Source organism: Mycobacterium gallinarum, assembly GCF_010726765.1.
GTDB lineage: Bacteria > Actinomycetota > Actinomycetes > Mycobacteriales > Mycobacteriaceae > Mycobacterium > Mycobacterium gallinarum.
In genome coordinates, this window is record NZ_AP022601.1 from 880,466 (window position 1) to 893,397 (window position 12,932).

General features: G+C 64.4%; 14 protein-coding genes. 5 read left to right on the forward strand and 9 right to left on the reverse strand.

Features of this window, described 5'->3' with window-relative positions; translation table 11 throughout:
- Positions 1-2: 2 nt before the first annotated feature.
- The 4 genes from G6N42_RS04330 to G6N42_RS04345 form a co-directional block, all read right to left on the reverse strand.
- Entirely contained in the window at positions 3-1,799 is a 1,797-nt protein-coding gene (locus tag G6N42_RS04330; RefSeq protein WP_163726570.1) for a nickel-dependent hydrogenase large subunit, read from the reverse strand.
- 30 nt (positions 1,800-1,829) lie between these two features.
- Positions 1,830-2,885 carry an NADH-quinone oxidoreductase subunit B family protein gene (locus G6N42_RS04335; protein ID WP_163726574.1) on the reverse strand — a complete coding sequence of 352 codons (1,056 nt, stop codon included), beginning with the start codon at positions 2,883-2,885 and terminating at the stop codon, positions 1,830-1,832.
- Positions 2,886-3,000: 115 nt separating this feature from the next.
- Positions 3,001-3,768: a hydrogenase nickel incorporation protein HypB gene (gene hypB / locus G6N42_RS04340; RefSeq protein WP_163726577.1), complete on the reverse strand. Its 768-nt coding sequence runs from the start codon at positions 3,766-3,768 to the stop codon at positions 3,001-3,003.
- 2 nt (positions 3,769-3,770) lie between these two features.
- Positions 3,771-4,100 (reverse strand): hydrogenase maturation nickel metallochaperone HypA/HybF, encoded by a 330-nt coding sequence (locus G6N42_RS04345; protein WP_163726580.1) that lies wholly within the window; start codon positions 4,098-4,100, stop codon positions 3,771-3,773.
- Positions 4,101-4,345: 245 nt separating this feature from the next.
- On the opposite strand from G6N42_RS04345, the gene recA reads away from it, so the two are divergent.
- The 3 genes from recA to G6N42_RS04360 are packed head-to-tail and all read left to right on the forward strand — an operon-like array spanning position 4,346 to position 6,761.
- Positions 4,346-5,407 carry a recombinase RecA gene (recA, locus tag G6N42_RS04350; protein WP_163690533.1) on the forward strand — a complete coding sequence of 354 codons (1,062 nt, stop codon included), beginning with the start codon at positions 4,346-4,348 and terminating at the stop codon, positions 5,405-5,407.
- On the forward strand, positions 5,376-5,897 hold the full coding sequence (gene recX, locus G6N42_RS04355) for a recombination regulator RecX (RefSeq protein ID WP_163726583.1): 522 nt from the start codon (positions 5,376-5,378) through the stop codon (positions 5,895-5,897). The genes recA and recX overlap by 32 nt, the downstream gene beginning before the upstream one ends.
- Positions 5,898-5,936: 39 nt before the next feature.
- Positions 5,937-6,761 carry an LLM class F420-dependent oxidoreductase gene (locus G6N42_RS04360; RefSeq protein ID WP_163726585.1) on the forward strand — a complete coding sequence of 275 codons (825 nt, stop codon included), beginning with the start codon at positions 5,937-5,939 and terminating at the stop codon, positions 6,759-6,761.
- On the opposite strand, the gene G6N42_RS04365 is transcribed toward G6N42_RS04360, so the two are convergent.
- From G6N42_RS04365 to G6N42_RS04380, 4 genes are read right to left on the reverse strand one after another with little or no spacing between them, the layout of a single operon-like run.
- Positions 6,758-7,660, reverse strand: coding sequence for an amino acid ABC transporter permease (locus G6N42_RS04365; protein WP_163726588.1), 903 nt, complete (start codon positions 7,658-7,660; stop codon positions 6,758-6,760). The two genes, G6N42_RS04360 and G6N42_RS04365, sit on opposite strands and share 4 nt — an antisense overlap.
- Positions 7,661-7,691: 31 nt before the next feature.
- Positions 7,692-8,366, reverse strand: coding sequence for an amino acid ABC transporter permease (locus tag G6N42_RS04370; protein WP_163726591.1), 675 nt, complete (start codon positions 8,364-8,366; stop codon positions 7,692-7,694).
- 25 nt (positions 8,367-8,391) lie between these two features.
- On the reverse strand, positions 8,392-9,228 hold the full coding sequence (locus G6N42_RS04375; protein ID WP_163726594.1) for a glutamate ABC transporter substrate-binding protein: 837 nt from the start codon (positions 9,226-9,228) through the stop codon (positions 8,392-8,394).
- Positions 9,229-9,245: 17 nt separating this feature from the next.
- Positions 9,246-9,974 (reverse strand): amino acid ABC transporter ATP-binding protein, encoded by a 729-nt coding sequence (locus G6N42_RS04380; RefSeq protein ID WP_163736960.1) that lies wholly within the window; start codon positions 9,972-9,974, stop codon positions 9,246-9,248.
- Between the two features lie 149 nt (positions 9,975-10,123).
- On the opposite strand from G6N42_RS04380, the gene miaB reads away from it, so the two are divergent.
- Positions 10,124-11,686 (forward strand): tRNA (N6-isopentenyl adenosine(37)-C2)-methylthiotransferase MiaB, encoded by a 1,563-nt coding sequence (gene miaB / locus G6N42_RS04385; protein ID WP_434059562.1) that lies wholly within the window; start codon positions 10,124-10,126, stop codon positions 11,684-11,686.
- Positions 11,674-12,261, forward strand: a complete 588-nt coding sequence (locus G6N42_RS04390) for an Rv2732c family membrane protein (RefSeq protein WP_083127614.1) — start codon at positions 11,674-11,676, stop codon at positions 12,259-12,261. Before miaB ends, G6N42_RS04390 begins: the two co-directional genes overlap by 13 nt.
- Positions 12,262-12,296: 35 nt before the next feature.
- Here the strand turns inward: G6N42_RS04390 and G6N42_RS04395 are convergent, their stop codons facing one another.
- On the reverse strand, positions 12,297-12,923 hold the full coding sequence (locus tag G6N42_RS04395) for a TetR/AcrR family transcriptional regulator (RefSeq protein ID WP_232076070.1): 627 nt from the start codon (positions 12,921-12,923) through the stop codon (positions 12,297-12,299).
- Between the last annotated feature and the right edge of the window lie 9 nt (positions 12,924-12,932).

The window sequence follows — 12,932 nt, forward strand, 5'->3', positions numbered from 1 at the left end:
TATCACTCCCCAGTAACGGACTGGGTCGGTGAATGCAGCTTTTCGAGCGTCTTGCCCTCACCGAGATACATGTGCACCCCGCACGGCAGACACGGATCGAAGCTGCGCACCGTACGCATGATGTCGATGCCCTTGAAGTTCTCCCGATCGTTCTCTTCGAAGATCGGCTGCCCCTGAACGGCGTCTTCATACGGTCCAGGGGTGCCGTAGCTGTCGCGAGGGTTGGCGTTCCACGGCGTCGGGGGATAGGGATGGTAGTTCGCGATCTTGCCGTCCCGAATCACCATGTGGTGGCTGAGGACACCACGCACCGCCTCGGTGAAGCCGCAGCCGATGGCCTCGTCCGGCACCGTGAACTTCTCCCACGTCTTCGTCCGGCCCGCCCTGATCTCGATCAGCGCCTGCTCGGCGAAGTGCAGCGCGCACGCCGCCGCGTAGGCCTGGAAGTACGTCCGCGCCCGGTTGCGTTCCAGGGTGTTGCTCCCGTGTTGCGGGATTTTCCACTCCAGCGAAACCGGGCCCTTGAGCGCCGTTTTGGGCAGATTGATCTGCACGCTGCCGCCGGTCGCCTTCACGTAACCGATGTCGACGAGCCCGGCCAGCGCTGTACTCCACAACCGGGCGAGCGGACCGCCACCGGTGTCGAGCGCGAGATGATCCTTGCCGTCGAACCAGCGCGGCGACATCACCCAGCTGTACTTGTCGTCCATGTCGCGCTTCTGGGGCCGTGGGTTGGTGTGCTGGTTCCACGGGTGCCGGCGATCGACGGGATTTCCCAGCGGGTCGTTGCGGACGAACATCTCCTGATCGGTCCAGTCGTCGTAATACGAACTGCCCAAGAGGATTCGGATGCCGAGATTGATGTCCACCAGCGAGTGGGTGACCAGCTTTCCGTCGACCACGACACCCGGAGTGACGAACATCGCGTTACCCCAGCGCTCCATGTCCTTGTAGGCGAAGTTGCAGACCTCCGGATCCTGGAACGAACCCCAGCATCCGAGCAGGGTGCGACGCAAGCCGACCTGCTCGTAGCCGGGAAGCGCCTCGTAGAAGAAGTCGAACAGATCGTCGTGCATCGGCACGACCTTCTTCATGAACTCGACGTAGCGCATCAGCCGGGTCATGTAGTCGGTCATCAGCTGAATGGTGGCCACAGTGCCCACTCCACCGGGATACAGCGTGGAGGGATGGACGTGCTTGCCCTCCATGAGGCAGAACATCTCTCGCGTCCAGCGGCTGACGACGAGGGCCTCCCTGTAGAACTCGCCCGTGAACGGGTTCAGCGCCCGCATGATGTCGGCGATCGTGCGGTAGCCGTGCGCGTCGGAGTTCGGCGCCAACGTGTTCTCGGCCTTGGCCAACACGCCGGGGTTGGTTTCGGAGACCATCTTCTCGCAGTAGTCGACGCCTACGAGGTTCTCTTGGAAGATGTTGTGGTCGAACATGTATTCCGCGGCTTCGCCGAGGTTGACGATCCACTCGCCGAGGTTGGGCGGTTTGACGCCGTACGCCATGTTCTGCGTGTAACACGAACAGGTGGCGTGGTTGTCGCCGCAGATGCCGCAGATGCGGCTCGTGATGAAGTGCGCGTCGCGGGGATCCTTGCCTTTCATGAAGATCGAGTAGCCGCGGAAGATCGAGGACGTGCTGTGACACTCGGCGACCTCGCGATTCTCGAAGTCGATCTTGGTGTAGATGCCGAGGCTGCCGACGATGCGGGTGATCGGATCCCACGACATGTCGACAAGCGTGCTCGGGTCCTTCTTGGTGTGCTGGGGGCCCGGAACTGTGGTTGTCATTGAGTTTTGCCTTTCGCCTGCGTTGCGCACCTACCAGGTGCGCTTCGCTCCTGTGGTCAGTTCCTTGCCCCGGTGCCGCCACTTCGGTTCTTTGTCGACGGTCTTTCCGGTGACGTGGCGCAGATTGCGAATGACCGAGCCGTACAGGCCGGACGCGGCGGTCGAGAGCTTTCCGCCAGGAGGCTCGTCCATGAAGGGCATGAACTTGTCAGGGAAGCCCGGCATCGTGCATCCGATGCATATGCCGCCGACGTTCGGGCAGCCGCCGACGCCGTTGATCCAGCCGCGCTTGGGGACATTGCATTTGACGACCGGCCCCCAACAGCCAAGTTTCACAATGCATTTCGGCGAGCCGTACTCGGTGGCGAAATCGCCCTGTTCATAGTACCCAGCGCGGTCGCACCCCTCGTGCACCGTGTTGCCGAACAGCCATTGGGGCCGCAACGCGTCGTCGAGCGGGATCATCGGCGCCTGTCCGGTGGCCATGTACAGCAGGTAGGTCAACGTCTCGGAGAGGTTGTCGCCTTGGATCGGGCAGCCCGGCACGCACACGATGGGAATGCCCGCCTTGCTCTTCCAGTCCCAGCCGAGGTAGTCCGGTACGCCCATCGCGCCGGTCGGATTGCCTGCCATCGCGTGGATGCCGCCGTACGTCGCGCACGTGCCGACGGCCACGATCGCGGTCGCCTTGGGCGCCAACCGGTCGAGCCACTCGCTGGTGGTGATCGGCTGATTGGTCGCCGGGTCATTGCCGAACCCACACCAATATCCCTCCTGATGGAGGTCCTCGTTGGGAATGGACCCCTCGACGACCAGGACGAACGGTTCCAACTCGCCGCGGTCGGCCTTGAAGAACCATTCGAGGAAGTCGTCCGCGCCACCCGTCGGGCCGCACTCGAAGTCGATCAACGGCCAGTGCACTGCGATTTGGGGTAAACCGGGAAGTGCTCCGAGCGCGATCTCCTCGATGCTGGGTTGGGTGGCGCCTGTCAATGCCACGGAATCGCCGTCACAACTGAGGCCGGCGTTGATCCACAGAACATGGATCAATGTGTCTTCCGCTTTTTTGGCAGCTTCACTTAGCATGCTTACGGCTTTCCGGGACCGGGCTGGGGTCCCTGCGGCGCAGGAGTCGCCCTTCGGCCCACTTGCGCGTCGCTAGTTCTCGGTCTACTCCCGCGAAAGTGTGTTGTCAATCACATCAAGCGACGGTCATATGCAGTTCATTTGCGCGCGCGTCAATCCACTCGAACCAGGCGTCCATTCCGTCTCCTTTGGTAGCCGAGACGGGTAGGATCTCGACGTTCGGATTGACCGAACGCGCATGCTGCGCACAAAGATCGAGATCGAATTCGACGTACGGCAGCAGGTCGATCTTGTTGATGAGGACAAGTCCCGCCGCGGCGAACATGTGGGGATACTTCAGCGGCTTGTCTGTTCCCTCGGTCACCGAGATGACGACGACCTTGCTGTGCTCGCCGAGGTCGAAGAGCGCCGGGCAGACCAGGTTTCCGACGTTCTCGATGAACAGCAACGAACCGCTCTCGGGTTCGAGGACATGAAGCGCACGGTCGATCATCTCGGCGTCCAGGTGGCAACCCGCACCTGTGTTGACCTGCACCGCGCGTGCCCCGGCGGCGGTGATCCGATCGGCGTCGAGCAGCGTCTCCTGATCACCTTCGATCACCGAAACCTGATGCTGCGAGCCCAGGTGGCGGATGGTGCGCTCGAGCAGGGTGGTCTTCCCGGCTCCCGGTGAACTGGTCATGTTGAACGCCAGGATTTCGCGGTCGGCCAGCCACTGTCGGTTGTGTTCGGCCAGCATGTCGTTCTTCGCGAGCACCTTCTGCTCCAGCGAGATGGTCTCAGTGTGCGGGTGATCGTGGGGGTGGTCATGGGAGTGGCTGTGATCGTGGCCGGACAGCGTGACTGTTGCTCCGTCCTCGCCGCACCCGCAGGTTGCACACATGCTCAACTCACTTCCATCGACAGGATCTTCAGTTCGCGGCCGGCGACGACGTCGACATCGGCACTTCCGCAGGGACACAACAAGATCAAGTCGTTCAGTGCGAAATCGGTGTCGCAGGTACGGCATCGTGCCTCGCCTGAACGCAATTCGACCTCGAGGCTGGCGCCTTCGGCGGCGGTGCCCTCCGTGGCGAGTTCGAAACAGAACATCATCGCGTCGGGGACGACGGCGCACAGCGCACCGACTTCGAGTTTGACGCTGTGCACTCGACGGCCCGCAGCGTGCTCACACACTGCCTCGACGACGCTCTGGGTTATCGCCATTTCGTGCAAGATTGCCCCGTTTCGGCCGGGATGACCCCACCATAGGCGCGCGTGCGTCTTCCGGCGAGGAAGATGCAGAATCCTCGATTCGGCACAACTGATCAGCACTCGGCGTGTCAGCTTGAATCGAACAGGTGTTCGTCTACTGTGGTGACAGCGCGGGATGCTGGTCACGCCGACTTGTCGGTACCGACCCCTAGCGTCACGGCCAACCGATCGAAAACCGATCACGGACGAGGATGGAGATCAACCCCATGGCGCAGGCCCCTGACCGCGAGAAAGCCCTCGAACTGGCGCTCGCACAGATTGAGAAGAACCACGGCAAAGGCTCGGTGATGCGGCTCGGCGAGGAGGTCCGCCAGCCGATTTCCGTCATCCCCACCGGCTCGATCGCCCTGGATGTGGCGCTCGGCATCGGCGGGCTGCCGCGCGGGCGGGTCATCGAGATCTACGGCCCGGAATCCTCGGGTAAGACCACCGTCGCGTTGCACGCGGTCGCCAACGCGCAGGCTGCAGGCGGCATCGCGGCGTTCATCGACGCCGAGCACGCGCTGGATCCCGACTACGCCAAGAAGCTGGGCGTGGACACCGATTCACTGCTGGTCTCTCAGCCGGACACCGGCGAGCAGGCGCTGGAGATCGCCGACATGCTGATCCGCTCCGGCGCGCTGGACATCCTGGTCATCGACTCGGTGGCGGCGCTGGTGCCGCGGGCCGAAATCGAAGGCGAGATGGGGGACAGCCACGTCGGCCTACAGGCCCGGCTGATGAGCCAGGCACTGCGCAAGATCACCGGCGCCCTGAGCAACTCGGGCACCACCGCGATCTTCATCAACCAGCTCCGAGAAAAGATCGGCGTGATGTTCGGTTCGCCCGAAACGACAACGGGCGGAAAGGCGTTGAAGTTCTACGCTTCGGTCCGGTTGGACGTCAGGCGGATCGAGACCCTCAAGGACGGCACCGACGCGGTCGGCAACCGCACCCGGGTGAAGGTCGTCAAGAACAAGGTGTCGCCGCCGTTCAAGCAGGCCGAGTTCGACATCCTCTACGGCAAGGGCATCTCCAAGGAGGGCTCGCTCATCGACATGGGTGTCGAGCATGGCTTTGTCCGCAAGTCCGGTTCCTGGTTCACCTACGAGGGTGAGCAACTCGGCCAGGGCAAGGAAAACGCGCGCAACTTCCTGCTGGAGAACCCCGATGTCGCCAACGAGATCGAGAAGAAGATCAAGGAGAAGCTCGGTATCGGCGCCGACGTGACCGCTGACTTGTCCGACGGCTCGATCGATGACGTCCTGCCCGCCCCAGTCGACTTCTGAGGCTTCTCGCGAGGAGCAGGCGCGCGCACTGTGTCTGCGCCTGCTCACCGCGAGGGCACGCACGCGCGCCGAGTTAGAGGCGCAACTGACCAAGCGGGGCTACCCCGACGACGTCAGCGCCACGGTGCTTGACCGGCTGTCCCAAGTCGGATTGGTCGATGACGTGGACTTCGCCGAGCAGTGGGTCCGCTCGCGACGCGTGAACGCCGGAAAAGGCAAGCGCGCCTTGGCTGCCGAGTTACGCAACAAGGGTGTGGACAACGAGGTGATCACCGCTGCGCTGGCCGACATCGACGCGGGTGCGGAACGTCAGCGCGCCGAGCAGTTGGTCCGTGACAAGCTGCGTCGCGAAAGGTTCGGCGACGATGACGACACCAAGCTGACACGCCGGCTGGTCGGGATGCTGGCCCGCCGTGGTTACCCCCAGACGATGGCGTTCGACGTGGTCAGTGTCGAGTTGGCCAGCGAGCGGGAGCGACGGCGGGTGTAGACGTCGAAGGCGGCGTGCCCCGCCGGGTACGTTGCGCTCATGCTGTTATCGGCGAAGATCGCCCCGACGTTCGACTATCCCGTGCTCCGGGAGTTTTGGTCGCAGGCCGACGAGCTGGGTTTCCACTCGGTCGCCAACTACGACCACTTCTACGGGCTGTCGGATCTATCGGATCCCACGTACGAGGGGTGGACGTCGCTGGCCGCTATGGCCGGCGTGGTGTCGCGGGCCCGCATCGGCTGCATGGTCTCCGGTGTGACCTATCGCAACCCGGCCATCCTGGCGAAGATGGCGGTGACGGTTGACCACATCAGCGGCGGCAGACTGGATTTCGGCCTCGGCGCGGGCTGGCATGAAGAAGAACACCGCGGATACGGGATCGAGTTTCCGAGTGCGGGCGTGCGTGTGGAGAAGCTCGACGAGGCATTGACCATCGTTCGACGACTGTGGACCGAGGACTCGGTCACCTTCGAGGGCCGCCATTATCAGCTGACCGACGCGCTGGCCAATCCGAAACCGCTGCAGCGGCCGCACCCGCCGATCGTCATCGGCGGGGAGAAGCCGAAGATGTTGCGCGTCATCGCCCGTCACGCAGACGAGTGGAACGTCCCCAGCCACGGTGACGTCGAGATGTGGGCGAAGACCAGTACCCTGCTCGACGAGGCGTGCGCCGAGGTCGGCCGCGATCCCGCCGAGATCCGTCGCTCGATTCAACTGTTCGTCCTACCCGCCAAGGGCGGCCACCTCGAGGAGCAGCTGGCCCGTCTCCCCGAGCTGGCCGGCCGCGGCTGCGACCACGCGGTGCTTTCGTTTTACCAACCGCCGTCGTCGGCACAGCTGGAGCGTTGCGCGGAATTGATCTAGCCGGCGCCGGGTTCTGCCACCTTCACCGTCGCGCCGGGCGCACCCTCCTGCTCGATCGTTTCCGGGTCCAGCGGCGTCGTGCCGCGGCGTGACCGGCGCAGCCTTGCCTCGAGCCATGTCGCGAACGATGACAGCGCGAAGTTGACGACGATCATCAGTACTGCGATGACGACGAGGGCCGGCAAGAGATTCGTGAATGCCGCGCCGATGTTCGTGCCCTGCGACACCAGTTCGGGATACGTGATGGCCACACCCAACGCGGTGTCCTTGAGGACAACGACCAACTGCGATATCAGCACCGGCAGCATCGACGTAATCGCTTGTGGCAGCAGGATCGACCGCATGGTTTGACCCCACCGCATACCGAGTGACGACGCGGCCTCCGACTGTCCGCGGGGCAGTGCGTTGACACCCGCTCTGACGATCTCCGCGATGACGGCACCGTTGTACAGCGTCAAGCCGGTCACGACACCGGCCAAGGTCGAGTATTCAGAGGCGAAAACGTCGTACCTCGAGTAGAAGAAGTACGCGAAGATCATCATGATCAGCACGGGCACTGCCCGGAAGAACTCGACAAACACCGCGCATGGCGAACTGATCCACCTGTGCGGGGACAGACGTCCGACCCCGAGTGCGACGCCGAGGATTCCCGCCAGAACGATCGACAGCCCGGCGGCCTTCAAGGTGCCCTCGATACCCGGAAGGATGTAGTTCTCCCAGACGTTGGGCGTGATGAAAGGTTCCCACTTCGCCCACTCCAGTTGGTCTTTGGCCCACAGTTCAAGACCGACGAAGACGAGCACGAGGATGACGACGAGCACGGTGAAGGCGGTCGCGATGTGATTGCGGACTCTCGCGCGCGGACCGGGCGCGTCGAAGAGGACGGACGATCCCGTCACCGATGCCCTCTTTTCTCCGCGCGAGCGCTCATCATCGCGCAACCGCCAATCGCTTACCCAGCCATCCGAACAACAGACCCATCGGCAGGGTCAGCACCACGAAGCCGGCGGCGAACAGGCTGCCGATGAGTAGCAGTGCCGACGAATTCTCCACCCACTCCGACATCAGCAGCGACGCTTCCGCGACGCCGATCACCGAGGCGATCGTCGTGTTCTTGGTCAGCGCGATGAGCACTGAACCCAACGGAATGATCGTCGCCCGAAAGGCCTGGGGCAGCAGGACCACCCTCAGGTTCTGACTGAACGTGAAGCCCAGTGACCGGGCAGCCTCGGCCTGTCCCAACGGGATCGTGTTGATCCCCGACCGCAGCGTCTCGCACACGAACGATGCCGTGTACACGGACAAGCCGAGCACCGCCAGCCGGAAGTTGTTGTCCACCAGGAATGTTGGCGAATTTGGATCGGCCAAATCCAGACCGAGCGATGTGTAGAGCCCCAGCGAGGTGAACAGGATGATCAGCGTCAACGGCGTGTTGCGCACGATGTTGACATAAGTGGTGCCGAGCCAGCGCAGCACCGGCACCGGCGACAACCGCATCGCCGCCAGCGCCGTGCCGATGACCAGCGCCCACAGCGCCGAGAACATCGTCAACTGGATGGTGACCCAGAACGCGTTCAAGAACGCGTCGGCTCTGAAGACCTCCATACTCGCTCCGCTGGCAGACCGCCGGTCAGTTGGTGGCGGCGATAGCGGGCGGCGCCGGCGTCGCGACACCGGCTGGGCCGAGGTTCTTTTCGAACGCGGCCGCCCAGGCGCCGTCGGCCTCCATCTTCTTCAGCGCGTCGTTGATCTTGTTCAGCAGTTCGGTGTCGCCCTTCTTGAGGCCGATGCCGTAGTTCTCCTCGGAGAACGTGCCGCCTACCAGCTTGAACGCACCGGGGGATTGCGCGGCGTAACCGGCGAGGATGACCTCGTCGGTGGTCACTGCCGCAACCTTGCCCGTCTTGAGCGCCTCAACGCACGCCGAGTAGTTCGGGTATTCCTGCAGCTGCACCGTGGGGAACTCGTCCTTGATCTTCTGCGCCGGGGTCGAGCCCTTCACGGAGCAGAGGATCTTGCCGGCCAGCGAATCCTTGCTGGTGATGTCGGTGTTGTTCGCCTGCACCAGCAGGCTCTGCCCGGTGACGAGGTAGGGACCCGCGAAGTCGACGCGCTTCTTACGCTCGTCGGTGATCGAGTAGGTGGCGACGATGTAGTCGACCTGGTTGTTGTCGATGAGGTTCTCGCGCTGGGCGGAGACTGCTTCCTTCCACTCGATCTTGTCGGGTGTGAATCCCAGCTGCTCGGCGACGAACGTCGCTACGTCGACGTCGAATCCGCTGTAGGTGCCGTCCGGGTTCTTCAGACCCAGACCCGGCTGATCGAACTTGATCCCGATGGCGATCTTCTCCTTGTCACCCGATGCGGCGCTGCCGCCGGAATCGCCACCGCCGCAGGCGCTCAGAGATAGGGGGATGGTGACGGCGAGCGCGATCGCCCCCAGGATTCGCTTCGAAATGGATGGCATTCGTCGTTCCTTTCGAGTCAGTGCTTGAGGATCTTGCCGAGAAAGTCTTTGGCGCGGTCGGACTTCGGGTTGGTGAAGAACTCCATCGGCTCGGCGGCTTCGACGATCGCCCCGTCGGCCATGAACACGACGCGGTTGGCCGCGCCCCGTGCGAAACCCATCTCGTGGGTCACGACGATCATCGTCATCCCGTCTTTGGCCAGGGTGGTCATGACGTTGAGGACTTCGTTGATCATTTCGGGATCCAGTGCGCTGGTCGGCTCGTCGAACAGCATGACCTTCGGGTTCATCGCCAGCGACCGCGCGATCGCGACCCGCTGCTGTTGACCGCCCGACAGCTGCGCCGGGTACTTGTCGGCCTGATTGGCCACTCCCACGCGCTCCAGGAGCGCCATTGCGGCCTCGCGGGCCTTCGCCTTGGACGCCCTGCGCACCTTCATCGGCGCCAGCGTGACGTTATCGAGGATTGTCTTGTGCGCGAACAGGTTGAAGGACTGGAATACCATGCCTACGTCGGAACGGAGCTGCGCCAGCTTCTTGCCCTCGGCGGGCAGCACCTCGCCGTCGATCGCGATGGTTCCGGAGTCGATGGTCTCGAGCCGGTTGATCGTGCGACACAACGTCGACTTTCCAGAGCCCGACGGTCCCAGCACGACGATCACCTGTCCGCGGTCCACGGTGAGGTTGATGTCCTTGAGCACATGGAGGCTGCCGAAGTGCTTGTTGACGGCCTCCATCGAGACCATCGGCACGCCGCTCGGACCCGGATCGACCTCTTTCACCTCCGGCCCGCTGGCTTCCATGGGTGCAGACCTTACCCAGGTAAACCCGTGCGTGCTCAGAACTCGTCAATCCGCTCAGATCGCCATGCTGACCAGTCCGTACCATGGGGCGCGTGACTTCGACGGTGACGCAACAGGCGGTGGCCGACAGTGCCGTTCGCCAGACGGCCGCGCTCACCGCCACACGTGAACGCTCGTCAGCGCGCACGTATCAGGTCCGCACCTACGGGTGCCAGATGAACGTCCACGACTCCGAGCGGCTGGCGGGGTTGCTGGAGGCGGCCGGGTATCGCAAGGCGGCCGACGGTTCGGACGCCGACGTCGTCGTGTTCAACACCTGTGCGGTCCGCGAAAACGCCGACAACAAGTTGTACGGCAACCTCAGCCATCTCGCGCCGCGCAAGAACGCCGACCCCGAGATGCAGATCGCCGTGGGCGGCTGCCTGGCTCAGAAGGACCGCGATGCGGTGCTGAAGAGGGCGCCGTGGGTCGACGTCGTGTTCGGCACCCACAACATCGGATCGCTGCCCGCGTTGCTGGACCGCGCGCGCCATAACAGGGTGGCCCAGGTCGAAATCGTCGATGCGCTGAAGGAGTTCCCGTCCGCGTTGCCCGCAGCGCGCGAGTCCGCCTATGCCGCATGGGTGTCGGTGTCCGTCGGCTGCAACAACACCTGCACGTTCTGCATCGTCCCCGCGTTGCGCGGCAAGGAGGTCGATCGCAGGCCCGGTGACGTGCTCGCCGAAGTGACCTCGCTCGTCGACCAGGGAGTCCTGGAAATCACCCTGCTCGGCCAGAACGTCAACGCGTACGGCGTCTCCTTCGCTGACACTGACGAACCGCGCGATCGGGGAGCGTTCGCCAAACTGCTGCGCGCCTGCGGCCGCATCGACGGACTGGAACGGGTGCGGTTCACGTCGCCGCACCCCGCCGAGTTCACCGACGACGTGATCGAGGCGATGGCCGAGACACCGAATGTCTGCCCCACACTGCACATGCCGCTGCAGTCGGGTTCCGACCGGATATTGAAGGCGATGCGCCGCTCGTATCGCGCCGAGCGCTACCTCGGCATCATCGACCGGGTGCGCGCCGCCATCCCGCACGCCGCGATCACCACCGACCTCATCGTCGGCTTCCCCGGCGAGACCGAGGAGGACTTCCAGGCCACGCTCGACGTCGTCGAGCGGGCACGGTTCGCCAGCGCGTTCACCTTCCAATACTCGAAGAGGCCCGGCACACCGGCAGCCAAACTCGACGAACAGATACCCAAACATGTTGTGGCCGAGCGGTATCGGCGGTTGATCGAACTTCAGGAGCGGATCTCACTCGAGGAGAACACCGCGTTGATCGGGAGCACCGTCGAGCTGCTGGTCGCCACGGGAGAGGGACGCAAGGACGCCGCCACCGCGCGAATGTCGGGGCGGGCCCGCGACGGCCGGCTGGTGCACTTCCACCCCGGCGGTCTGCCGATTCGGCCCGGAGACGTCGTCACGACGACGATTACCGGCGCCGCGCCGCATCACCTCATCGCCGATTCCGCTATCGGCAGCCACCGGCGTACCCGCGCGGGTGACGCCCACGCTGCGGGGGTACGGCCGCGCACGGGAGTCGGGCTGGGGATGCCCGGTATCGGCGCCCCGGTCGAGCCGCAGATGTCGACCGGGTGCAGCCGGTGAGCAAGCCAGACAACGGCGAGTTCGACAGTTTCAAGGGCGACATCGAGGCGGCCGAGCGCCGGGTGGCGCGTGAAATCGACCCCGGCGCAAGGGCGTTGGTCATCGCCATCGGCGTGTTCGTGCTGCTGCTGTCGTTCGTCCTGCCGCACACCGGCGGCGCCAAGGGACTCGACGTGCTCATCAGCAGCGATGTGGCGGTCCGCGAAGGGATCACCCTTCCGTCACGGGTGTTCATCTGGCTGGCACTGGTGTTCGGCGTCGGATTCTCCATGCTGGCGCTGCTGACGCGCCGGTGGGCGCTGGCATGGATCGCCCTGGCGGGGTCGACGGTGGCGTCGCTAGTCGGCCTGTTGGCGGTGTGGTCCCGCCAGACCGCCCCCGGCGGCTATCCCGGTCCCGGCATCGGGCTGATCGTCGCCTGGCTGGCGGTCATCGTGGTGACGTACCACTGGGCGCGCGCGGTGTGGGTGCGCACGGCCGTTCACCTCGCCGCCGAGGAAGAGCGCCGCCGCTATGTCGCCGAACAGCAGCGCAAAGGTCTGCTCGACGGACTCGACGACGACCCCAAGGACTGACCCGCCGAGTGGCGCACATCTGGCCTGGACGAGCGTCAGTCGCGCCGAGGCAGGTCTCCCTCCAGCGCGGCGGACACCGCGGGCGAGTATGCGTCGATGAACTCCTCCGTCGACAGTGCGGCGACTGACGCCACCTCCAGCACGTAGCGCGCATAGATCACGCCGACCAATTGCGTGACGAGGACGGCAGAGCACCGTTGCGCCTGAGCGGTGGGCATGCCTTCCTCGGTCAACCGCGCCACGACCGGCGCATCGAGTGCCGCTTCGACGAAACCCCTTGTGAGTGCCGGGCTTTCCCCGCCACCGCCGGCGTGCGCGATGGCCACCAGAGTCGCGCGGTTCTCAGCGTCGTCCCACGTCCGTACCAAAGCGGTCAGCAGCCGACGCGCCAGATCGGTGACCGGACCGGCGATCTGCTCTTCGATGACAGTCACCGGGTTGGCCCGAAGCGCGAACGCCTCCCCGAAAAGCTCTTGCTTGGACCCGAAGAAGTAGCTGATCAGGGCGGGATCCACACCCGCGTCGGCGGCGATCATGCGCATCGTCGCCGCGCGGAATCCGATCTCGACGAAACGTGCCCGGGCGGCGTTGAGGATCTGCGCTCTGGTGTCGGGGCCGCCTGCGCGACGCCCGGGACCGCGCCGCCCAGGCCCTTTATTCATCACAGTTGA

Coding starts and splice junctions, on each gene's coding strand:
- recX (WP_163726583.1), top strand. CDS start 5,376: ATGACGTCCTGCCCGCCCCAGTCGACTTCTGAGGCTTCTCGCGAGGAG.
- G6N42_RS04370 (WP_163726591.1), bottom strand. CDS start 8,366: ATGGAGGTCTTCAGAGCCGACGCGTTCTTGAACGCGTTCTGGGTCACC.
- recA (WP_163690533.1), top strand. CDS start 4,346: ATGGCGCAGGCCCCTGACCGCGAGAAAGCCCTCGAACTGGCGCTCGCA.
- G6N42_RS04395 (WP_232076070.1), bottom strand. CDS start 12,923: ATGAATAAAGGGCCTGGGCGGCGCGGTCCCGGGCGTCGCGCAGGCGGC.
- G6N42_RS04380 (WP_163736960.1), bottom strand. CDS start 9,974: ATGGTCTCGATGGAGGCCGTCAACAAGCACTTCGGCAGCCTCCATGTG.
- G6N42_RS04330 (WP_163726570.1), bottom strand. CDS start 1,799: ATGACAACCACAGTTCCGGGCCCCCAGCACACCAAGAAGGACCCGAGC.
- G6N42_RS04335 (WP_163726574.1), bottom strand. CDS start 2,885: ATGCTAAGTGAAGCTGCCAAAAAAGCGGAAGACACATTGATCCATGTT.
- G6N42_RS04375 (WP_163726594.1), bottom strand. CDS start 9,228: ATGCCATCCATTTCGAAGCGAATCCTGGGGGCGATCGCGCTCGCCGTC.
- G6N42_RS04360 (WP_163726585.1), top strand. CDS start 5,937: ATGCTGTTATCGGCGAAGATCGCCCCGACGTTCGACTATCCCGTGCTC.
- hypB (WP_163726577.1), bottom strand. CDS start 3,768: ATGTGTGCAACCTGCGGGTGCGGCGAGGACGGAGCAACAGTCACGCTG.